At 32.3% G+C, this 21108-nt stretch carries 21 protein-coding genes; 5 read left to right on the plus strand and 16 right to left on the minus strand.

Annotated features, from left to right (window positions below; translation table 11 throughout):
- Positions 1-94: 94 nt before the first annotated feature.
- From trpB to E0F76_RS10310, 11 genes are all read right to left on the minus strand, one after another.
- Entirely contained in the window at positions 95-1276 is a 1182-nt protein-coding gene (trpB, locus tag E0F76_RS10260) for a tryptophan synthase subunit beta (RefSeq protein WP_132005180.1), read from the minus strand.
- 12 nt (positions 1277-1288) lie between these two features.
- Entirely contained in the window at positions 1289-1912 is a 624-nt protein-coding gene (locus E0F76_RS10265; protein WP_132005183.1) for a phosphoribosylanthranilate isomerase, read from the minus strand.
- A gap of 53 nt (positions 1913-1965) precedes the next feature.
- Positions 1966-2745, minus strand: coding sequence for an indole-3-glycerol phosphate synthase TrpC (trpC, locus tag E0F76_RS10270; RefSeq protein ID WP_132005186.1), 780 nt, complete (start codon positions 2743-2745; stop codon positions 1966-1968).
- 6 nt (positions 2746-2751) lie between these two features.
- Complete coding sequence (locus E0F76_RS10275; RefSeq protein WP_132005189.1) at positions 2752-3984, minus strand: cation:proton antiporter; 1233 nt, start codon at positions 3982-3984, stop codon at positions 2752-2754.
- 5 nt (positions 3985-3989) lie between these two features.
- Entirely contained in the window at positions 3990-4985 is a 996-nt protein-coding gene (gene trpD, locus E0F76_RS10280; protein ID WP_132005192.1) for an anthranilate phosphoribosyltransferase, read from the minus strand.
- Positions 4986-5822 carry a c-type cytochrome gene (locus E0F76_RS10285; RefSeq protein ID WP_132005195.1) on the minus strand — a complete coding sequence of 279 codons (837 nt, stop codon included), beginning with the start codon at positions 5820-5822 and terminating at the stop codon, positions 4986-4988.
- 67 nt (positions 5823-5889) lie between these two features.
- On the minus strand, positions 5890-6456 hold the full coding sequence (locus tag E0F76_RS10290; RefSeq protein WP_132005198.1) for an anthranilate synthase component II: 567 nt from the start codon (positions 6454-6456) through the stop codon (positions 5890-5892).
- Between the two features lie 69 nt (positions 6457-6525).
- The gene (locus tag E0F76_RS10295) at positions 6526-7926 is read right to left on the minus strand and encodes an anthranilate synthase component I family protein (RefSeq protein ID WP_132005201.1); all 1401 of its coding nucleotides are present in this window, start codon (positions 7924-7926) and stop codon (positions 6526-6528) included.
- A 307-nt stretch (positions 7927-8233) separates the two neighbouring features.
- The gene (locus E0F76_RS10300; RefSeq protein WP_132005204.1) at positions 8234-8800 is read right to left on the minus strand and encodes a YceI family protein; all 567 of its coding nucleotides are present in this window, start codon (positions 8798-8800) and stop codon (positions 8234-8236) included.
- Positions 8801-8828: 28 nt separating this feature from the next.
- Positions 8829-9461 (minus strand): NAD(P)H-dependent oxidoreductase, encoded by a 633-nt coding sequence (locus E0F76_RS10305; RefSeq protein WP_132005207.1) that lies wholly within the window; start codon positions 9459-9461, stop codon positions 8829-8831.
- Between the two features lie 14 nt (positions 9462-9475).
- The gene (locus tag E0F76_RS10310) at positions 9476-9931 is read right to left on the minus strand and encodes a MarR family winged helix-turn-helix transcriptional regulator (RefSeq protein ID WP_132005210.1); all 456 of its coding nucleotides are present in this window, start codon (positions 9929-9931) and stop codon (positions 9476-9478) included.
- A gap of 363 nt (positions 9932-10294) precedes the next feature.
- Here E0F76_RS10310 and E0F76_RS10315 point away from each other — a divergent pair, with 363 nt between their 5' ends.
- Both E0F76_RS10315 and E0F76_RS10320 read left to right on the plus strand, forming a co-directional pair.
- Entirely contained in the window at positions 10295-10600 is a 306-nt protein-coding gene (locus E0F76_RS10315) for a rhodanese-like domain-containing protein (RefSeq protein ID WP_132005213.1), read from the plus strand.
- Between the two features lie 65 nt (positions 10601-10665).
- Positions 10666-12246, plus strand: a complete 1581-nt coding sequence (locus E0F76_RS10320; protein ID WP_132005216.1) for an NADP-dependent glyceraldehyde-3-phosphate dehydrogenase — start codon at positions 10666-10668, stop codon at positions 12244-12246.
- A 255-nt stretch (positions 12247-12501) separates the two neighbouring features.
- Here E0F76_RS10320 and E0F76_RS10325 read toward each other — a convergent pair whose 3' ends face one another.
- Positions 12502-13182, minus strand: a complete 681-nt coding sequence (locus tag E0F76_RS10325; protein ID WP_246022035.1) for an SGNH/GDSL hydrolase family protein — start codon at positions 13180-13182, stop codon at positions 12502-12504.
- Between the two features lie 210 nt (positions 13183-13392).
- On the opposite strand from E0F76_RS10325, the gene E0F76_RS10330 reads away from it, so the two are divergent.
- The gene (locus E0F76_RS10330) at positions 13393-13803 is read left to right on the plus strand and encodes an OsmC family protein (RefSeq protein ID WP_132005219.1); all 411 of its coding nucleotides are present in this window, start codon (positions 13393-13395) and stop codon (positions 13801-13803) included.
- 72 nt (positions 13804-13875) lie between these two features.
- Here the strand turns inward: E0F76_RS10330 and cysM are convergent, their stop codons facing one another.
- Positions 13876-14763 carry a cysteine synthase CysM gene (gene cysM / locus E0F76_RS10335; RefSeq protein ID WP_132005222.1) on the minus strand — a complete coding sequence of 296 codons (888 nt, stop codon included), beginning with the start codon at positions 14761-14763 and terminating at the stop codon, positions 13876-13878.
- Position 14764: 1 nt separating this feature from the next.
- Positions 14765-15556: a serine O-acetyltransferase gene (locus tag E0F76_RS10340; protein WP_132005225.1), complete on the minus strand. Its 792-nt coding sequence runs from the start codon at positions 15554-15556 to the stop codon at positions 14765-14767.
- Between the two features lie 457 nt (positions 15557-16013).
- Here E0F76_RS10340 and E0F76_RS10345 point away from each other — a divergent pair, with 457 nt between their 5' ends.
- On the plus strand, positions 16014-16565 hold the full coding sequence (locus E0F76_RS10345; RefSeq protein WP_132005228.1) for a Smr/MutS family protein: 552 nt from the start codon (positions 16014-16016) through the stop codon (positions 16563-16565).
- A gap of 6 nt (positions 16566-16571) precedes the next feature.
- On the opposite strand, the gene E0F76_RS10350 is transcribed toward E0F76_RS10345, so the two are convergent.
- On the minus strand, positions 16572-17537 hold the full coding sequence (locus E0F76_RS10350) for a hypothetical protein (protein ID WP_132005231.1): 966 nt from the start codon (positions 17535-17537) through the stop codon (positions 16572-16574).
- Positions 17538-17711: 174 nt separating this feature from the next.
- Between E0F76_RS10350 and E0F76_RS10355 the strand changes: the two genes are divergently transcribed.
- On the plus strand, positions 17712-18836 hold the full coding sequence (locus tag E0F76_RS10355; RefSeq protein WP_132005234.1) for a cysteine desulfurase family protein: 1125 nt from the start codon (positions 17712-17714) through the stop codon (positions 18834-18836).
- Between the two features lie 39 nt (positions 18837-18875).
- On the opposite strand, the gene E0F76_RS10360 is transcribed toward E0F76_RS10355, so the two are convergent.
- Positions 18876-21104, minus strand: coding sequence for a glycosyltransferase (locus E0F76_RS10360; protein ID WP_132005237.1), 2229 nt, complete (start codon positions 21102-21104; stop codon positions 18876-18878).
- Positions 21105-21108: the final 4 nt, after the last annotated feature.

Genomic DNA, 21108 nt, shown 5'->3' on the forward strand with positions numbered 1-21108 from the left:
CTTTTTCTGCTAGCCAAAAAAGATTGAAACGAATAGCCCGACCCTTTTTTGGGTAACGCCCACTCAAGCCTAAAAGCGCGAATAGGCAATGCAATTATAATTTAAAATAGTCGATATAGGTATTCAAATCTTTGTCACCACGACCGGATAAATTAATCACGACAATATCTGTTGGTTTGAATTTCTTTTCTTCTAAAACTGCAAAGGCGTGTGCGCTTTCGATAGCAGGAATAATTCCTTCTAGTTGTGAAAGTTGCAAGCCAAATTGCATGGCCTGATCATCTGTAATAGAAATAAATTCTGCTCTACCAGTTGCGAATAAATTGGCGTGCATTGGGCCAACACCAGGATAATCTAAACCAGCAGAAATGGAATACGGTTCGGTAATTTGTCCGTCGGGAGATTGCATCAAAAGGGTTTTACTTCCGTGAATAACTCCTATTTTACCTAATGCAGACGTTGCAGCACTTTCGCCAGAATCGACTCCTAAACCTGCTGCCTCTACAGCAATAATTTTCACATTTTCGTTATCCAAGAAATGATAATAGGCTCCAGCAGCATTACTACCACCACCTACGCAGGCTATGACATAATCAGGGTTTTCACGCCCTTCTTTTTCCAACAATTGTTCTTTGATTTCCTTTGAAATTACACTTTGAAAACGGGCTACCATATCCGGATAAGGATGAGGTCCTACTACTGAACCGATGATATAATAAGTGTCAACCGGATTGTTGATCCAATCGCGAATGGCTTCGTTTGTGGCGTCTTTCAAGGTTCTTGAACCTGATAAAGCAGGACGAACTTCGGCTCCTAACATTTTCATTCGAGCCACATTGGGTGCTTGGCGTTTGATGTCTATTTCACCCATATATACAATACATTGTAAACCCATCAAAGCACAAACCGTTGCCGTAGCAACTCCGTGTTGACCAGCTCCAGTTTCGGCAATAATTCGGTTTTTACCCAATCGTTTGGCCAATAATATTTGGCCAATGGTGTTGTTGACTTTATGTGCGCCTGTATGGCATAAATCTTCTCTTTTGAGGTAGATTTTAGTATTGTATTTTTCAGATAAACGTGCTGCAAAATAGAGTGGAGTAGGTCGACCTATATAATCTTTTAGTAAAGCATCAAATTCGGCTTGAAATTCAGGTTCAGCCGTTATTTTTAGGTATTGTTGGCGTAATTCTTCTATGTTAGGATATAGCATTTCAGGGATATATGCCCCTCCAAATTCTCCGTAATATCCTTTTTCGTTAACGTTGTAACTCATTTAGTTTAAAGTTTAAAGTTTTAAGTTATGCTTAAAACTAGATAATTTTTCTGTGTTTTTTAATCCGGGTTCTATTTCAAATTTACTGTTTATATCAATGGCATAAACGGGTAAATTGGTTTTCAAAATTTCTTTTACGGCTTCTATTTCGTCTAATCCAATTCCGCCACTCAGGAAGAAAGGTTTCGTTGAAGGATACTTTTCTAATATTTTCCAATCGAAAGTGGTTCCGTTTCCTCCGGGTAATTTTCCTTTAGTATCAAAAAGGAAAAAATCACATACCTTTTCGAAAGAATTTATTACAGCAAAGTCAAAGGTATCTAAAATTGAAAACACTTTTATGATATCTAGCCCTTTTGGTGTATTTTTTTTTAATATTTCACAAAATTCAACTGTTTCGTGACCATGTAATTGGATCGCTTGTAAATCATGTAATTTAATTTTATCTAAAATATACTCTAAAGAGGCATTAACAAAAACCCCAGTTTTTTTTATGGATTCCGGTAATGCAGGAATTATTCCGTCAAAATATCGGGCTGATTCTTCCCAAAATATAAATCCCATATAATCAGGAAGGAGTGCACCTACTTCGATTATGTTTTCGGGATATTTCATTCCGCAGATTTTGAGTTTCATATAGTTTAGATTTTAGCCTGTTAGGATTTAGAACCCTGAGAGGCTTGAGCGTTTTATAATTTTGATATAAATTCCGTAGCCGCTTGGCCTGCATTATTTGTTTTCATAAAGTTTTCACCAATTAAAAACCCTTTGTAACCATAAGGTTTTAGCTCGTTGATGGCTTCAATAGATGAAATGCCACTTTCGGAAACTTTCACGAAATCATTCGGGATTTGGTCGGCTAATTGTTTGCTGAAATCCAAACTGACTTCGAATGTTTTTAGGTTTCTATTGTTCACACCAATCATATCTAATGTTGGCATTATCGATTTCTCCAATTCTTCTAAATTGTGAACTTCTAGTAATACTTCTAATCCTAAACTCTTAGCAAATGCCGACAATGATTTGATTTCTTCCCGAGTCAAAACCGCAGCAATAAGCAGAATTAAATCGGCACCGTGAGCTTTTGCCTCTAGGATTTGGTATTCATCCACTATAAATTCTTTTCGCAATAGTGGAATATTTACTGTAGCTCTTGCCAAAAGTAAATCGTCTAATGAACCACCAAAATATTTGCCATCTGTTAAAACAGATATTCCGCAAACACCAGCATCTTCGTATCCTTTTACCACTTCTTCCACTGTGAAACCGTAATTTATTTCGGCTTTTGAAGGCGAACGACGTTTGTGTTCTGCTATGATTCCTGAGTAGCTATTTTTCAAATTAGTGCTTAATGAAATCGTTTTTCTATCGAATAAAACGGAAGCTTCTAATTGCGAAACAGGAATGATTGATTTTTTGAGAATGACTTCTCTTTTTTTATCGATAATTATTTTATCTAAAATATTCATTTTTATTTATTCTTTTAATCTATTTACTACTTTTCCAATGGTTAATCCTTGAACAAGGATTGAAAAACAAACAATTATATAGGTTATGGTTACCCAAATATCTTTCCCTAATTCAGTAGGAATCGATAAAGCTAGTGCAATGGAAATTCCGCCTCGCAATCCACCCCAAGTAAGAATAAGTATTGTTTTTCGGGTGATTTTTTCTTTTAAACGTATTAATATAGAAGGGATAAAAATCGAAACATACCGTATTACTAAGGCTGCAATAATTATAATTGACGAAACAAGAAATAAAGTATTGTTGACTTTGATGACCAATAATTCCAATCCTATTAAAACAAATAATAAAGCATTTAATATTTCATCGATAAGTTCCCAAAATTTGTCTACATACTCGGCTGTAATATTTGACATTCCTAATCGTTTACCATGATTTCCTGTAATTAATCCAGCGATTACCATAGCTAATGGTCCCGAAACATGGATGTAATGGGCGAGGGAGTATCCACCCATTACAAGAGCAAGTGTGATTAGTACTTCTAAATTATAATTGTCTATACTTGCGATTATTTTATATGCTATCCAGCCCAATATACCTCCCATTAAAATTCCTCCTAGAGCTTCTTTTCCAAAAAAAGTAAGCACATTTGTAATTGAAATCTCGTCACCTGTTTTGGCTAATTGTAAGATAGAAATAAAAACTACAACTGCTACACCATCATTAAATAATGATTCTCCTGCAATTTTTGTTTCTAAAGACTTAGTAACTCCTGCAGTTTTTAAAATACTAAATACCGCAATGGGGTCAGTTGGAGAAATTAACGAACCAAAAAGAAAACACTGAAGTAAAGTTACATTAAAATGGAATAAATTTAAAATATAAAAACTGGTGTAACCTACTAAAATGGTACTGATGACTACACTGATTGTAGAGAACAACAGAATACTTAATTTTTCCGCTTTTAAATCTTTAAATTTAATGTGAATAGCTCCTGCGAATAACATAAAACTAAGCATTACCTCTAATAATAATTCGCTAAAATGGATTCCGCTTAACAAAAGCTTCACATTAGTTTTTAATGATGGAAAAAAATTGCTCACTGCAATAATTCCTAGAGAAAACAATAAGGAAACAAACATTAAACCAATGGTTTTAGGTAATTTTAAATACCTAAAATTGACATAAGCAAAACAGGCCGATAGTACAATTAGTAAAGAAATTAAAGGAAAAAGTTCCATTTGTATTATTGTTTAGATAACTTTTGTAATGTGTTTAAAGCGGATAATCCTTTTCCAGAAAGTAAACTTTCTTTGGCTTGTCCAAAACCTTCAAGTGGACTGCATTTCGTAACTGTAGCAATCGCCATTGCAGCATTGGCACAAACCACGTTGTTTTGGGCTTCAGTTCCTTTTCCGGACAAAATATTCAAGAATAGTGCCGCTGATTCTTCAATAGTTTTTCCGCCTGCTATTTCACTTTGAATTAATTGTCGAACACCAAAATCAGCTGGATTTAGAACCCCTTCTTTAGTGTTTGAAATGAATTTTGTTGGACAGGTCAATGAAATTTCGTCATAGCCATCCAATGCATGTAAAATGGTGAAATTGCGATCGGTGTTTTGATATAAATAACCGTACATTCGAGCTAGTTCTAAATTAAAAACACCTACTAATTGATTTTGAGGAAAGGAAGGGTTTACCATTGGTCCCAACATATTGAAAAATGTTTTTACACCTAATTCTCTTCGAATGGGTGCTACATTTTTCATGGCTGGATGAAAAAGTGGTGCGTGCAAAATACAAATTCCGGCTTTGTCAATACATTTCTCTAAGAAGTCATTTTCGTTGCTGAATTTTACTCCCAATTTTTCCATCACATTGCTTGAACCCGAAATAGAAGATACACCATAATTACCGTGTTTGGCAACTTTTATTCCTGCACCAGCAGCCACAATCGAAGCTAATGTTGAAATATTAAAAGTATCTTTTCCGTCTCCTCCAGTTCCGCATAAATCGATAGTGTTATATGCCGATAAATCTACGCGAATACACAAATCTAATAAAGCTTCTCGAAAACCAGAAAGTTCTTCGATGCTTATGCTTCGCATCATATAAACGGTTAGAAATGATGCAATCTGACTTGGATTATAACTTCCGTTGGAAATATTGACCAATACATTTTTTGCTTCTTCCTTCGAAAGTATTTCGTGATTGATGAGCCTGTTTAATATGGTTTTCATTTAAATTTTATTTTTGTTGTCAGACATATATTTTAAATAATCCACAATTTCTTGGGATTGTTGTTTTGATAAACCGAGTGTTGGCATTTTAACTTTATTTCTAAACGAAGAAGGATTCACGATATAATCGACAAGTTCGTTTTCTTTCCAATATTCGGTGACACTTTTCGGATAATTTAATTCTGGTCCCATTGTTCCACCCAATCCATTTAAAGAATGGCAAGTTATACATTGGTTTTGAAATAAAGTATATCCCGTTTCCAATTTTTTATTTTTTGATGGATATAATTCCTTATACGATTTATTTAATGGTTCAAGATAAATCCGAACCAAATTATAAGGCCATTTATACCTGGAGTCATTCTCTGAAACAGACTCGTACACGATATAAAATGGCTCCGCAATCATCTTATTTCCATTCTTATTTATCGGTACCCATTTAGAACCATTTGGAGCATCTATATCTTGGAATGCCAAAAAAGCATTTGATTTTAAAAATAAATCCAACGGCATTTCAGGTTGATAGCCATCCATACATTCAAATACTATTTTGGTTTTTTGTGGGTCTATTTTGGTTAAATCAATTTCATTTTTAATCAATTGTGTTGCACTTACCGCCTTGTATTTTTTCTCTTTATGATAAACTGGATCGTTAATGATGGTTACAACGGTATCTTTTCCCAATCTGTTTTTTGCCTGTAAATCCAATAAATCCAACTTAATTTCCATTTGAGCAATAGGTATGGTTTCTACTTTTTGCTCCTTTTTTTGGTTACAAGAAAAGACGCTAAAAATAAAAAGACAAACGAATACATGATGGATTTTGGCTGTTTTCAAATTAATAGTCTTAAAGTTTTAAAGTCAAAAGTCAAAAGTAAAAAATAGATTCTTATGGTCTTTCGACTTAATTCTTCAACCAATTCTCCAAAATTTTCTTTCCGTTTGGTGTTAATACACTTTCAGGATGAAATTGCACGCCACGAACATCATACGTTTTATGACGCAAAGACATTACTTGCCCATTTTCGTCGAAAGAAGTAGCTTCTAAAACATCGGGTAAATTAGGATCAACAACCCAAGAATGATACCGTCCAACTACGAATTCGTTTCCTAATCCTTCAAATAATAATTCATCATCTACTGAAGTTTTTACTATTGAGGCAACTCCGTGGTACACTTTCTCTAAATTGGAAAGTGTACCTCCAAAAACTTCTCCAATTGCTTGTTGGCCAAGACAAACACCAAGAATACTTTTGGTTGGTGCATATTTGGCAATCACCGCCTTTAATAATCCAGCTTCATCTGGAATACCTGGTCCAGGAGAAAGTAATATTTTATCGAAATGAGAAATTTCATCGATATCAAATTCATCGTTTCTGTAAACAGTAACCTCACAATTTAAATCTTCGAGATAGTGTACCAAATTATATGTGAAACTATCGTAATTATCTATAACTAGTATTTTTTTCATTTTTTCATTTTGTTATTTAAAGTTTTAGGTTCAAGTTGTTGCGATGAACACTAAAAACTGACCACTTTTTTATATTGTTTCAGCTAAATCCAATGCTTTATTCAATGCTAATAGTTTATTATACACTTCCTGCATTTCGCTTTCTTCATCTGATCCTGCTACAATTCCAGCTCCTGCTTGACAATGCAATTGATGGTTTTTACTCAAGAAAGTACGAATCATAATCGCGTGATTAAAATTACCTTCAAAATCCATAAAACCTATTGCGCCACCGTAAAAGTTACGATTTGTTTTTTCGTATCCTTCAATGAGTTGCATTGCCCTGTGCTTAGGTGCGCCGCTCAAAGTTCCTGCTGGAAAAGTATCGGCCACTACTTGCATTGTTGTGGCTTTATCGTGTAATTTTCCTGACACTTTAGAAACCAAATGGATTACATGAGAGAAAAATTGAACTTCTCGGTATTTTTCAATAGTAACATTGTGACCGTGACGACTTAAATCATTACGCGCTAAATCGACCAACATCACGTGTTCGCTATTTTCTTTTTTGTCTTCTGATAATTTTTTGGCAAGAATAGCATCTTTTTCGTCGTCACCAGTTCTTTTGAATGTTCCAGCGATAGGGTGAATTTCAGCTTTTCTATTTTTTACAATAATTTGTGCTTCTGGCGAAGAACCAAATATTTTGAAATCGCCATAATCAAAAAAGAATAAATAGGGTGAAGGGTTGATGCTTCTCAAGGCACGATATACATTGAATTCATCACCTTTGAACCCTTGAGTAAATCGTCTGGATAAAACCAATTGGAATACATCACCTCTATAACAATGCTTTTTGGCCAATGTTACATTGTGTTTGAATTCATCATCAGTTAAATTAGAAAAACCTTCTCCATCTCTTGAAAATTTATAGGAAGAGATATTTCTGGATTGCAATAATTGTTCGATTTCCGAAATATTATTTTTTCCGTCCAAACTGTGACAGAAAATATAGGCTTCATTTTTAAAATGGTTGATGGCAATGATATTTTGGTACACCGCATAATAAACATCAGGAATGGTATTGCTATTTTCTTTTTTGGCAATACTTACTTTTTCGAAATAACGTACAGCATCATATGAAATGTAACCAAACAAACCATTATTGATGAATTTGAAATCATTTTTCTCAGATTTGAATTGCTCTGAAAAGTTTTGAATTACTCCTGGAATATTTGAAGATGAATCGATAGTGATGCTTTCATTAGTTCCGTCAGGATATGTTTTTAAGATAGTTTCATTTTCAATTTTTATCGATGCAATTGGATTACAGCATATATACGAAAAACTGTTGTCGTTTCCGTGATAATCACTGCTTTCTAAAAGTAAGCTGTTCGGGAATTGATCTCTGATTTTTAGATACACACTCACTGGTGTTATGGTATCTGCAAGGATTTGTTTGTAATGTGTATTTAAAATAAATGATTCCAATTTGTTTTATTTTTAGTTTACTAATTTATTTAGGTATTCTAATAATCTTGGGCATAAAAAAAGGCCTGTCGTGATGACAAGCCTTTTGTTTTTATAGATTAATACTATAGTAGCTTTGTTCACGACGATTGACGTAAATTATTCCACCACCAAGTATTGTTTAAGATAATTTTCATTCCACAAATATAGAAATGAAATTTGATTATCCAAACAGAATAATCAAAAAAACACTATATTTTTTGTTTTTGTTAAAAAAAGGACCCCAACAAAAAACTTGTTGGGGTTGTTGTTTTGAGGTAACCTTAAATTAGAAATTTAAAGTAACTTTCAATTCAAATTCGTCATTGATAGCTTTGTCTCCAATGCTTTCAAAGAAAGATTTAGAACCATATTTAATATCATATTTAGTACGATCTACGTTGAAAGTAGTAGTAGCTGCGTTTCCGTTTACAGTAATGTCAAAAGTAACAGGATTTGTAGTTCCTTTGATCGTTAAATCAGCAGTTACCGTATAAACATCTTTAGCTTTTGCTCCAATTTTTTTGAAAACTAAAGTTGAAGTTGGGAATTTTTCAGTAGAAAAGAAATCTTCTGATTTCAAGTGACCGTTCAATTTCCCTAAGTATTCTCCCGTAAGATCAGTAGCAGTTAGTGAAGTCATATCTACAGTGAAAGATCCACCTACTAATTTTTGTCCCTTAAAAACTAATGCTCCGTCTTTAAAGCTTACTACACCATTGTGTTGTCCAGTTACTTTTTTTGCTAACCATTCAATTTTACTTTTTGTAGCGTCAATCTTTTTCGTTTGCGCAGATGCTGTTGCAGTTGCAATAAATACAACTAATGCTAATGTAATTGATTTTAAATTTTTCATGGTGTTAAATTTGATTGTTTATTAATAATTAAAGTGTGATAAATAATTCTTCGTTTGATTTTCTAACTTTTTTCTGATGTTGGGTAGCATCTTCTTCGTGTCTATAGCCAAGAGTTGCTAATAAAGAAGCATTCAAGCCTAATTTGTCAAGCCCTAATATTTCATTTACTTTGGCAGGTTCAAAACCTTCCATTGGAGTAACATCTATTTTTAGTTCAGCAGCAGCGTTTAGTAAATTACCCATGGCTAAATAAGTTTGTTTAGAATTCCAGATATTTACTGCTTCGTCAGATAATTTTGTAATATTTCCTTTCAGAAAACCTTTATAACCGTCTAAAGCATCAGTAGGTATTCCTCTTGTATTGCTAATGTTTTTGAAAAAGTCTTCAATTTCATTTTCTTCGATTGAAGTTCTGTTAGCAAATACGATCAAATGAGAGGCTTCTACGATTTGTGATTGTCCCCAAGCAACAGGTTGTATTTGTGCTCTAATTTCAGGATTTTCAACAATAATAATTTTATATGGTTGCAAACCATACGAAGAAGAACTTAATCGTATCGCTTCTTTTAAAAAGTTTAAATCTTCTGTAGAGATTTTTTTTGTGGCATCAAATTTCTTTGTTGCATATCTCCAGTTTTGATGGTCTAAAAAAGTATTCATAATTTCTTTTAATTTTATTTATTTCTGAATTTTTCTAATAATTGATTTAATTGAATAATTTCATTGGTATTTAAATTTTGCAAAAAAGACTGTTCATAAGTAATTACTTTGGGATCTAAATCTTTCAAAATATCTAATCCCCTTTGAGTGATTAAAACTTCAATTTTTCTTCTGTTTTCTGGGCAAACCTCACGTGTAACGTATTTTTTTAATAATAATTTATCTACTAATCGGGTGGTATTACTTGTTTTGGCCAACATTCGTTCTTGAATGATAGACATGTTTGCTGGATTGCCTTTCTGACCTCTTAGAATTCGTAGAACATTATATTGTTCAGTAGAAACATCATACGGTTTTAATAGTTCATTAAAATTATCCGACAAAACATTTTGAGTATACAGAATGTTAAGAATAATTTTTTTTGAAATATCCATTGGAATAGTTGATTTTATAACTTCGTCAATATTCATATTTTTATTCGTTTTATTTGTCGGTACAAATGTAGTGTGTTTTATAGTTGTATATACAAATGTATACGTTAATTTTATGTTAATATAATTTTAGAGTGCGGAACAGCTATTCTATTTTGATGTAAAAATCATTATAATTAGGGAACTAAGAAGATGTCTTATTTTGAGATTATTATAATTTGTAAGGAATAAATTATTGTTTAATAATGAGTTTGTTTAAAATCTTTAGGATTAATTTTATAAATTCACAATATTGCCAATATTATGTTTATTCGAAATCGTTTTCTTCAAAATTTAATCTATTTAATAAATTAGGTCATTACTATTTAATAAAAACTTTGTAATTTTACAAAAAACATTACTATGAATTTAACACAAGAAGATTGGGTTTCTCAATTAGAAGCCGATGCAAATGCAGTGATATTGGATGTAAGAACTGAAAATGAGTGCAATGAAGGAATAATACCCAATGCAATAAATATTGATATATATGAAGGACAAGCTTTTATCGATAAAATAGAAGCATTAGATAAATCTAAGAATTATTATGTGTATTGTCGTTCAGGAGCTAGAAGTGCAAAAGCTTGTGCAATCATGAATAATCTTGGCTTTGAAAACGCTTATAATTTGGAGGGAGGTTTCCTAGAATGGAACGGTGAAATAGAGTAATTGTAATATAAATGATGCTTTATTGGGATTAAAATTAAAATTTTATTAAAAAGAAATATTTTATTATGAATACAATACCTCAAGAATTTCAAATTAATTCTTTACTTAATCAAGATACTTATCTTGTTAATGGTGAATTAAAAAAATGGACAGGCAAAACAACTCCAGTATATTCTACAATTTCTTCTACTGAAAAATACGAACCAACATTGTTGGGTTCGATTCCTTTTATGGGAGAAATAGAAGCTATGGAAGCTGTAAATGCAGCATCGGAAGCATTTAGTAATGGACAAGGGGAGTGGCCAACAATGAAAGTGGTAGATCGCATCAAATGCATGGAGAACTTCGTGGGGCAAATGAAAGCAACTCGTGCAGAAGTGGTGAAATTATTGATGTGGGAAATTGGAAAATCATTAGGTGATTCTGAAAAAGAATTCGATAGAACCGTAGAATACATTTATGATACTATTGAAAGTTATAAGGAATTAAATGCAAGAAGCGCCCATTTTTCAAAAGTGCAAGGTGTAAATGCAATGGTTCGTAGAAGTCCACTTGGAATTGTACTATGTCTTGGGCCCTATAATTATCCGCTAAATGAAACTTTTTCATTATTGATTCCTGCAATTATTATGGGGAATCCAGTTATTTTTAAACCTGCAAAACACGGAGTTTTGTTAATATCACCTTTATTAGAAGCTTTTAGAAGTAGTTTCCCAAAAGGGGCAATTAATATTTTATACGGTCGAGGCAGAGAAGTTGCTTCTCCAGTTATGAAATCTGGAAAAGTTGATATTTTAGCTTTGATTGGAAATAGTAAATCAGCTATTGCTTTACAAGATCAACATCCAAACAAAAACCGTTTGCGTCTTGTGTTGGGATTAGAAGCAAAAAATCCAGCAATTATACTTCCCGAAGCCGATTTAGATTTAGCAATTAGCGAATGTATCGCAGGATCATTGTCTTTCAATGGGCAACGTTGTACAGCTTTGAAAATATTGTATGTTCATGAATCTATAGCTGATGAATTTAATAAGCGTTTTTCAGATAAAGTGGATAGCCTTGTTTTTGGTAATCCTTGGGAAAAAGGAGTTTCATTAACACCGTTGCCTGAGCAAGAAAAGCCAGCTTATATACAAGAACTGATTGACGATGCAACAAGTCACGGTGCAAAAGTGATCAATGCAAAAGGCGGTCAACATTCTGAAAATTATATTTTTCCGGCGGTTTTATTTCCAGTAAACAAAAAAATGAGAGTATACTCAGAAGAACAATTTGGACCTGTTGTCCCAATTATGACTTTCAAAGACATACAAGAACCGTTGAATGACATGGCTGAATCTAATTATGGACAACAAGTAAGTTTGTTTGGAAAAAACATTAAAACTATTGCGCCGCTTATTGATTCACTTGTAAATTTAGTTAGTAGAGTAAATTTGAATAGTTCTTGTCAAAGAGGTCCTGATGTTTTTCCATTTACGGGTCGAAAAGATTCTGCAGTTGGAACATTGAGTACAAATGATGCTTTGAGATCTTTCTCTATTAGAACATTTGTAGCGTCTAAAGACATTGATTATAATAATAAAATATTACAAGATTTACTAAATAGTAAAGAATCAAATTTCATAAATACGGATTATATCTTATAGTCTAAATTTTCTTTAGAATCAAAACCGCAATGGCATTTATCTATTGCGGTTTTTTTTATTTGTAGAAGAGAAATAATTTTTTTAATTCTCCTGTTATCATAAATGAAATACATAGTTGAGTAATAATAAAAAAAGATATCACTTCATTTTGTGGTAAATTTTATCTTTTTTATAAACAGACATGGTAAATTTAGTATGTCAAGTTTTAAATAAACTGAATTTAAAATAGAAATTGAAAAGGTTAAATCAATATTTTTATGTTAAAGTCAATTCGATTGCACTATCCAAAAGTGGACCCATAATTTCATATCCCTTTTTGTTTGGGTGTACGCCATCATTGGAATAAGTTGATATCATTCCTTTTTGTTTATTTACCATATCCGAATAATAGTCTAAATATAACGTCTTTTTTGAACCGGCATATTTTCTTATCATTTCATTGAGTAAAATAATAGTATCTGCTGGATTTTCATTTATTTTCCATGGGAATAGATTGGCAGGTAATACAGAACAAAGAATCACTTTTATTTGATTTTTTTCAGCAAGTTCTACCATTGAAATAATATTATGCATAATCATTTCTAATGATGATAATCCTGTGTTTCCTGCAATGTCATTTGCTCCAGTCAAAATAACAACTGCCGAAGGTTTTAACTCAATTACATCAGCTCTAAAACGAATTAACATTTGTGGACTGGTTTGACCGCTAATCCCTCTGTTTATATAGGATTTCGATTCAAAAAATTCGGGATCAATTGTTGACCAAAATTCGGTTATGGAATCTCCCATCAATACAATTCTTTTTTGTTTAGATGATATTGATTTAAGAGTTGCGTTTTCGGATTGGTATTTTTTTAAATAAGGCCAATCTTGAGCTTGTAATTTTCCCAACATAATTAGTTTGAAATAATGGTATAGTAGTTTGAGTTTGGACATTAATAGTGTTTCTAATTTTGCTTTAAAATTTGACTATTTGACTGGATTACAAATATAATAATTCCATCTTGCATTTTGAACTAAGTTCAATTATCTATAATAATTGAAAGTTTACTTTGTTGCCAATTTAAATTAACATAAATAATATGTAAATCTTAAATATTATTACTGTTAATTTCTTAAATTTGAGTAATTAAAAATATTTAAATTATGAAAAGAAACGCAACTGCAGTATGGGAAGGCTCGCTTAAAGAAGGTGCTGGACACCTAACTACTCAAAGTGGGATATTAAACAATACACAATATTCATTTAAATCTCGATTTGAAGAAGGAACAGGGACAAACCCTGAAGAACTTGTCGCAGCAGCACATTCGGGATGTTTTACTATGCAGCTTTCTGCTTTTATTACTGAAGGTGGTTTTGAGATTGATAGCATTGAAACCAAGTGTGTAATTAATTTAGAAGAAGGTAAAATTGTAAGTTCAAGTCTAGTAGTTAATGCTAAGATTAAAGGAATTTCAAACGAGACTTTTCAAGAATTAGTTACTAAAGCTGAAAAGAATTGCCCAATTTCAAAATTATTAAATACAGAAATAAGTTCTGAGGCAACTTTAATGTAGTAATTTTTAAACATACAAAAGTCTCGATTTAGTTTACAAATCGAGACTTTTGTTTATATAATATTTAAAACTTTAATCGAATAAATCTGAAGATAAATAGCGATCACCACGATCACAAATAATAGCAACTATTACTCCTGATTCTAATTGGTTGGCTATTTTTAAAGCCACCGCTACAGAACCACCACTGCTCATTCCTGCAAAAACACCCTCTTCTTTAGCCAATCGCTTTGTCATTTCACGAGCTTCTTGCTCAGAAACTTCTACTATAATGTCCACTTTTGAAGCGTCAAATATTTTTGGTAAATATTCCTCAGGCCATTTTCTGATTCCTGGAATTTGAGATCCGTCGCTTGGTTGTGCGCCAATAATTTGAATGGTAGGATTTTTTTCTTTTAGATATGTTGAAGTTCCAATTATAGTGCCCGTAGTCCCCATGGCCGACACAAAATGAGTGACTTTTCCTTCGGTATCATTCCATATTTCGGGACCGGTAGTTTTGTAATGTGCTTTCCAATTGTCTTCGTTAGCAAATTGATTTAGCATGATATATCCACCTTCAGCTACTTTTTTATCGGCATAATCTCTAGAACCTATAATTCCAGTACTTGCAGGTGTAAGAATTACTGTTGCACCGTAAGCCCTCATGGTTTGGGTACGCTCTTTAGTTGAATCTTCAGGAAGAATTAGTTCAATGTCTAAATTGAATAACTGAGCAATCATAGCTAATGCAATTCCTGTATTGCCACTAGTCGCTTCAATTAATTTATCTCCTTTTTTGATGTCACCTCTTTCAAGTGCCGATGCAATCATGTTATAAGCAGCACGATCTTTTACGCTTCCGCCAGGATTGTTTCCTTCTAGTTTTAGTAAAAGCTTTACGTTTTTATTTTTTACCAAATTAACCGTTTCAACTAAAGGAGTGTTTCCTATTAAATCTAATAATTTTTGAGGCTTCATATTATTTTAACTCTTTTATTTTTACTTCTGTTGTAGTTGTGTTTAGTACAACTGATTTTGGTGGAATCGATTTGGAAACCCAAGCATTTCCACCTACGATACTATATTCACCTATGGTAGTTTCACCACCTAAAATGGTAGCGTTGGCATAAATACAAACGTTTTTTTCTACTGTTGGATGTCTTTTGGTATTTTTCATGTCTTTACTCACACTTAAAGCTCCTAAAGTTACACCTTGATATATTTTCACATGTTTTTTAATGACTGCTGTTTCTCCAATTACAATTCCCGTAGCATGATCTATAAAAAAAGGTGAAGCTATTGAAGCACCGGCATGAATGTCAGTTCCAGTGATTTTATGAGCATATTCACTCATTAACCTAGAAAAAAGCTTCATGTCTAATGTATATAATTCATGACTCAACCTATAAATGGCAATAGCATAAAATCCTGGATAGCCTAAATAGATTTCTTCAATACCGTCCGAAGCAGGGTCGTTTGCTAAAATATATTCAGCATCCTGATTCAGGTTTTGGAGAACTGAAGGCAATTTATCAAGAAATTGAACCCAAACTTTGTCACATACATCTTCGGGTTTTTTACAAGCGATTTTAGAAATTTCCTTAAACGAATTTTCAAGTTCATCAATACTTTGATCTAATGGAGCATTTGAATCAAACAAGGTATAAAATAATTTTTCTGTAAAAGCTTCTACTTTTGTTTTTATCCCATAATTAATGGATAAATGGCTCTTTAAAGCAGCTATGTTTTGAATAATCAAATTTTTAGACACGATTGTAAAATTTAGTTATTTGGAAACAGTAAAAGTAAGTTGTTTTTAGAAAATGTCGTTTAAATTAAATAAATAAATTAGTTTTTTACATGGTTTTAATTCAAAGTGACCTGTATGGTAGCATTAAATAAAAATATTTTTTACTTATGTGTAATTAAGTATTCAAATTGAATCCTATGAATTTAACTGCTATTTTCATAATTGATATCTCCAAATTGAATTTCCAGTATCAGATAAAGTCTCTGGAAATGCAATAAAAAATCTAATTTTGGCTTTGATAAAAAGGATTATTCAGATTTTGGAACCAATAAATTTATGGCTATAAGTGAGTCAAATAGGGAAGTAGGTTTTATTTAATTTAGATGAATTATCTTTACCAAAAATAAAGTATTAAGTTTACCACCTTTGAAAAAAGTTTTCAAATAGTTATTTGTTTTACAAGTTAAATAAGATGCAAATGTTCAATATAGGAGATGCGGTTTCAGTTCTAGACGAAGCGGTAAATGGAGTTGTTATTTCAGTGAAAAATAATGAGGTAACCATCGAATCTGAAGAAGGATTTGTGATGACATATTTTGTCAACGAATTGCTTAAGATAAACAATTCCAGCAACTTAATGGATTCTGTTACAAGGATTAATATAAGTGAAGTTGCAAAGGAAAAAGAAATTCCAAAACCAAGAAGTTTTGTAAAAGAGCGTAAAGAAAAGCACGAAGTATCTGCGCCAGAGTTTGATTTACATATCGAAAAACTCGTACCTAATAAACGAGGTATGTCTAATTATGATATTCTAACATTGCAATCGGAAACGGCAAAACGCCATATAGAATTTGCTATAAGAAATCGAATTCCTAAAATAGTTTTTATACATGGAGTTGGTGAAGGAATTCTAAAATCTGAACTAGATTTTTTATTGGGTCGTTATGAAAATATTGCTTTTCAAGACGCCAATTATCAAAAATATGGACTGGGCGCAACGGAAGTATTTATTAAACAAAATGCTAAATAGTTGGAATTAGTTGGTCGTTGTTAATTCACCATAAGTATACGAATCACCAAGTTTAAAATCACTATTGCCTTTTTTTAATGTCACATTTTTAAGAACGATGGTGTGTTTGTAGGCGGAGGTGCCGTTTTTTATTGTAGTAACTTCTATAATGCCGCTCACTCCGGCAACACCGCTTACGGCATTCCATTCTTCGCTAATTGTTGGTGTAAATGGTGTTGTTGTATTACAAAAATAGCTAGGTGTAATAATTCCTGAATACAGTCGATACGTTACTTTGTTGTTAGTCGAGCCTATTAAAGCGATTCTTGGCGTGTTTAAAGGAGTTTCGGTATTTACGATTAATGCTGCGTCTAAATTGTCTAAAGTAAATGTTTCACTACTGTTATAGTCGTATACTTGTTTTGTATTGCTGCATTGATCTAAAATTTTATCAAAACCAAAAGGTAAAGATGTAGCTGAAGTTACATAGTCTCCAAAAGAAAAAGTTTCGTAAACTTGTGTTCCATTTGTTTTCGTAAAAGTGATATTTTTAAAAACAATATTGTGATTATAACCTGTAATTTTAGTGCTGTTATTTGTTGTGTTTGTAGATTTTACGGCAGTTGTGTTGATTTGAATTTTTCCAGATGTAGCTGTCCATTGGTCATTTACGATTGGTGTTGTCGAAGGGATAATACTACAAATGTTATCTGATGCCACTTTTCCATTGTAAAAACGATAGATAGCTCGGTAAGTTGAGTTGTCTATGTCTATACTCGTTGGCGATCCTGCAGTACTTACCACGTTTGTAAAACTGCTAAATGGGATTTGTAACAATAAGGCTTCTTGATCATTTATTTTGTAAAGGATATCATTTGTTGTGCAACTTTGTGCTGAAATATTATCGAAACTAATGTCTTCCTGAATTAAGTTTCCATCATCACAAGCATTTAACAACAAAACTAAAGCCAATAAGCTTACTACTCTTTTCATATATTGATATTTATTTTTTTGTCTTGTATATGTAATTCGCATACTATAATTAGTGTTTGCTACCAATTTATAGGAATGCTCATTTCATCCTAAAATTTATTTGGGTCAAAAATAGTGAAAAAATGACAATAGAATGTAGATAAATCACAATTGATATTTCATAACTTTGTGCCAATGAAAAAAGTATATCTCGATAACGCTTCAACTACACAAATACATCCTGAAGTTATTTTGGAAATGACAAGAGTGTTAACTGAGGATTATGGAAATCCATCATCAACCCACAGTTTTGGCCGGAATGCTAAAAGTATTCTGGAACTTTCCAGAAAGTCAATTGCAAAATTACTCAACGCCTCAGCCCAAGAAATTATTTTTACTTCTTGCGGAACAGAAGCTAATAACTGGATTCTTCGTTCTGCAGTTAAGGATTTAAAAATAAAGCGAATTATATCCAGTAAAATAGAGCATCACGCAGTTTTAAATACGATTCAAGCTTTGCAAAATGAATTTGATATTCAGGTGGATTATGTTGCGATTAAACCAAATGGAGAAATTGATATAACGAATTTAGTTGATTTGCTTTCTCAAGACACCAAAACATTGGTTAGTTTGATGCATGTAAATAATGAAACTGGAACTGTGTTGGATCTAGACTTGGTAGGAAGGATTTGTAAGCAGCATAATGCATTGTTTCATTCAGATACGGTACAGTCAGTTGGAAAAGTAGAAATTGACTTGCAATCGCTCTCTATAGATTTTCTTGTGGCTAGTGCGCATAAATTCCACGGACCAAAAGGAATTGGATTTGCATTTATTAAAAAGAATTCTGGTTTACAGCCTTTATTTTTTGGTGGAGAACAAGAAAAAGGATTGCGACCAGGTACAGAAGCAATACATCAAATTGCTGGACTGGCGAAAGCTTTGGAACTTTCTTATCTTAATTTAGAAATAGCAAAAATGCAAATTTCTGAATTGAAAGGTTATCTAATTACTCAACTTGAAGTTGCCTTTCCTGCATTTGAAATCAACGGAAATCAAAATGGTTTTTATACTATTTTGAATGTGAAACTGCCTTTCACTGAAGATAAAACTGCAATGATTTTGTTTCATTTGGATATGAAGGGGATTGCAGTTTCGCGTGGTAGCGCTTGTCAAAGTGGCAGTATTAAGCCATCTCATGTTTTAGCGGAAATGCTTTCAGCAGAAGATTTAAGAAAACCAAGTTTGAGGATTTCATTCAGTCATTTTAACACTAAAGCCGATGTTGATTCATTTGTTGAGGCTTTGAAGTATATGTAGTGTAAAATCAGTAATTTATGGTTTTGTAGTTTGTGTTTTTTATGAATTGTTATTAGCGTATTTATCCATAATCATTCTTGCTTTAAAAAAGCACAATGTCGATTCTGCTCCTTGATTTATATTGATAGATTTGTCTTCAAGACCATCATACGAAGCGCCATTTTTAGGATTGTACATAATTTGTTTAAGGTGATTGTTTCCTAAATACCAATTATAAGCGACCTTAATTTGTTCTTTATATTTTATGTTCCCTGTTATTTGGTAGAACAGATCTAATGTAATAATTGTAGTGGCAATTTCGATAGGTTGTTCGCCATAAAAGACTCTTTCGTTTTCTTTTTTGAACCAGCCTCGATTAGAAATCACCTTTATTTGGCCTTTCATGAAATAATGTGATAATAGAAAGTCAAAGGTTATTGTGGCTATTTTTAAATATTCTGTCTCTCTCGTTGCTAAATAGCTATACATCATCGCTTCGGGCAGCACATTGTTTACATATGTCATATAGTTTTCGTACCAAGACCAAAATTCTTCCGAATGGATATTGTATAATTCTAAGAGTTTATCTGCTAATTGTTTGATGTTGACCTGTATTTTATCATGTGGATAAACTAAATGGTAGAAGTAAAGCCCTTTTAAAGTATAAGCAATTGCTCTAGGGGAATTTATTTCATTCAATCTAATAAATGCTTTTTCCCAACATGTTTCAGCTCTTATAATAAAATCAATTGGAAGTATGTTTTTATGTGAAATCACATATCCCAAACTCCATAAAGCTCGACCATTTGAATCTTCAAGATTAACTTCTAAATTTTTAGCAGTTAATTGACAATCAATGTCTTTGTAGTTGTCAAATAAACCATCTTTTCGTTGAATTCCTTCTATGAAACGCAGATATATTTCGGCTAGTTTCAACACTTCATTATCGTGATAAAGAGAGAAATGCATTATCATATTAATCAAAGCTCTTGCGTTGTCATCTAAGGTGTAGCCTGAGGAAAGATCTGGCTCACTAAAGATTGAAAACTGTAAAATGCCATAATCTGTAGTGAGATCTTTAATGTGATCTAATTGTAAAGGTGGTAACTCGAACTTTAAATCCTCTTCTTTATTAGTTAATTCACAAAATAACAAACCGTATTTGATAGCAATATTTTCCCATATCGTTTCTTGAGATTGTGAAAAGGCTTTTCTTCCCATTTGAATTCGTAATTCTTTATTTTCAACAAGTTTGATGATAGCTTCTTGAAATTCATTTGAATTTGAAAATGAATTTAGCAATATTCCGTTTCCTTCTTTTAGGACTTCTATAGCATGTGGAATAGGAGTAGAAATAACGGCGCATCCACAGCCCATGGCATAAGCAAATGTTCCGCTTACAGCTTGATTTGGGTCTTTAGAAGAAAACAAATAAATATCGGATAAAGTTAGGTAATCCAATAATTGTTTTAGTTCAACATATTCATTTATAAAAATAACATTATTGTCCAAATGAAGTTCTTGGGTAATTGCTACTAGTTGATTGCGGTATTGTTCACCTTCACTTTTGATGATTTCTGGATGCGTTTTTCCAATTACTAAATAAATCACTTCGGGATGTTTAGCTACTATTTCGGGTAAAGCATACAATACGGTTTCGATTCCTTTATTTTCACTAATTAACCCAAATGCAGAAAGTACTATTTTATCTGAATAGTGATATTTATCTTTTACTATTTTCTTTTGTTCCCAAAGTATGGAATGAATTCCATGTGGTATCAGGTTTATTTTTGAATTTTGAATACCATATTGATTTACTAAAATCTCTCTTGAATTAGTAGTGAGTACTACTATTTTGTTTGATAAATCAATAATTGCCTGCACTATTTTTTTTCTAGTTTCATCTGGTTGAGGTAGTACAGTGTGAAAAACGGTAATAATTTGTTTGTTTAATGCTAATAGAAAAGCAAGAATATAATTGCCATATTCACCACCATGAAGACCAAATTCGTGTTGAATGCATACTAAACCAATATCGTTACGTTCGTTAATTTTTTCAGCTACTAATCGATAATTGTCTAATGAAGAAGTTGCAATAGTATATTTTACCTCTTTGCCATATTTGTAAGTAACTTTTTCATTCTGCAAAGCACATATTTCTATGGGAAGCGTTGCTCCAAAGACTTTTTTTATTGAAATGAGGACGTCATTCGAAAAAGTTGCTAATCCACATTCTCGAGGTGGATAAGAGCTTACGATTAACATTTTTATTTCTTTTTCAATTTTCATCACT

Origin of the sequence: Flavobacterium cellulosilyticum (assembly GCF_004349355.1) — a bacterium.
Classification (GTDB): domain Bacteria; phylum Bacteroidota; class Bacteroidia; order Flavobacteriales; family Flavobacteriaceae; genus Flavobacterium; species Flavobacterium cellulosilyticum.

Excerpts from the sequence above, each read along its gene's own strand:
- E0F76_RS10290 (WP_132005198.1), bottom strand. The coding sequence starts at position 6,456 with ATGAAAAAAATACTAGTTATAGATAATTACGATAGTTTCACATATAAT.
- E0F76_RS10345 (WP_132005228.1), top strand. The coding sequence starts at position 16,014 with ATGTTCAATATAGGAGATGCGGTTTCAGTTCTAGACGAAGCGGTAAAT.
- E0F76_RS10350 (WP_132005231.1), bottom strand. The coding sequence starts at position 17,537 with ATGAAAAGAGTAGTAAGCTTATTGGCTTTAGTTTTGTTGTTAAATGCT.
- E0F76_RS10305 (WP_132005207.1), bottom strand. The coding sequence starts at position 9,461 with ATGAATACTTTTTTAGACCATCAAAACTGGAGATATGCAACAAAGAAA.
- trpC (WP_132005186.1), bottom strand. The coding sequence starts at position 2,745 with ATGAATATTTTAGATAAAATAATTATCGATAAAAAAAGAGAAGTCATT.
- cysM (WP_132005222.1), bottom strand. The coding sequence starts at position 14,763 with ATGAAGCCTCAAAAATTATTAGATTTAATAGGAAACACTCCTTTAGTT.
- E0F76_RS10310 (WP_132005210.1), bottom strand. The coding sequence starts at position 9,931 with ATGAATATTGACGAAGTTATAAAATCAACTATTCCAATGGATATTTCA.
- E0F76_RS10330 (WP_132005219.1), top strand. The coding sequence starts at position 13,393 with ATGAAAAGAAACGCAACTGCAGTATGGGAAGGCTCGCTTAAAGAAGGT.
- E0F76_RS10355 (WP_132005234.1), top strand. The coding sequence starts at position 17,712 with ATGAAAAAAGTATATCTCGATAACGCTTCAACTACACAAATACATCCT.
- trpB (WP_132005180.1), bottom strand. The coding sequence starts at position 1,276 with ATGAGTTACAACGTTAACGAAAAAGGATATTACGGAGAATTTGGAGGG.
- E0F76_RS10320 (WP_132005216.1), top strand. The coding sequence starts at position 10,666 with ATGAATACAATACCTCAAGAATTTCAAATTAATTCTTTACTTAATCAA.
- E0F76_RS10325 (WP_246022035.1), bottom strand. The coding sequence starts at position 13,182 with ATGTCCAAACTCAAACTACTATACCATTATTTCAAACTAATTATGTTG.
- E0F76_RS10265 (WP_132005183.1), bottom strand. The coding sequence starts at position 1,912 with ATGAAACTCAAAATCTGCGGAATGAAATATCCCGAAAACATAATCGAA.
- trpD (WP_132005192.1), bottom strand. The coding sequence starts at position 4,985 with ATGAAAACCATATTAAACAGGCTCATCAATCACGAAATACTTTCGAAG.
- E0F76_RS10360 (WP_132005237.1), bottom strand. The coding sequence starts at position 21,104 with ATGAAAATTGAAAAAGAAATAAAAATGTTAATCGTAAGCTCTTATCCA.
- E0F76_RS10300 (WP_132005204.1), bottom strand. The coding sequence starts at position 8,800 with ATGAAAAATTTAAAATCAATTACATTAGCATTAGTTGTATTTATTGCA.
- E0F76_RS10315 (WP_132005213.1), top strand. The coding sequence starts at position 10,295 with ATGAATTTAACACAAGAAGATTGGGTTTCTCAATTAGAAGCCGATGCA.
- E0F76_RS10275 (WP_132005189.1), bottom strand. The coding sequence starts at position 3,984 with ATGGAACTTTTTCCTTTAATTTCTTTACTAATTGTACTATCGGCCTGT.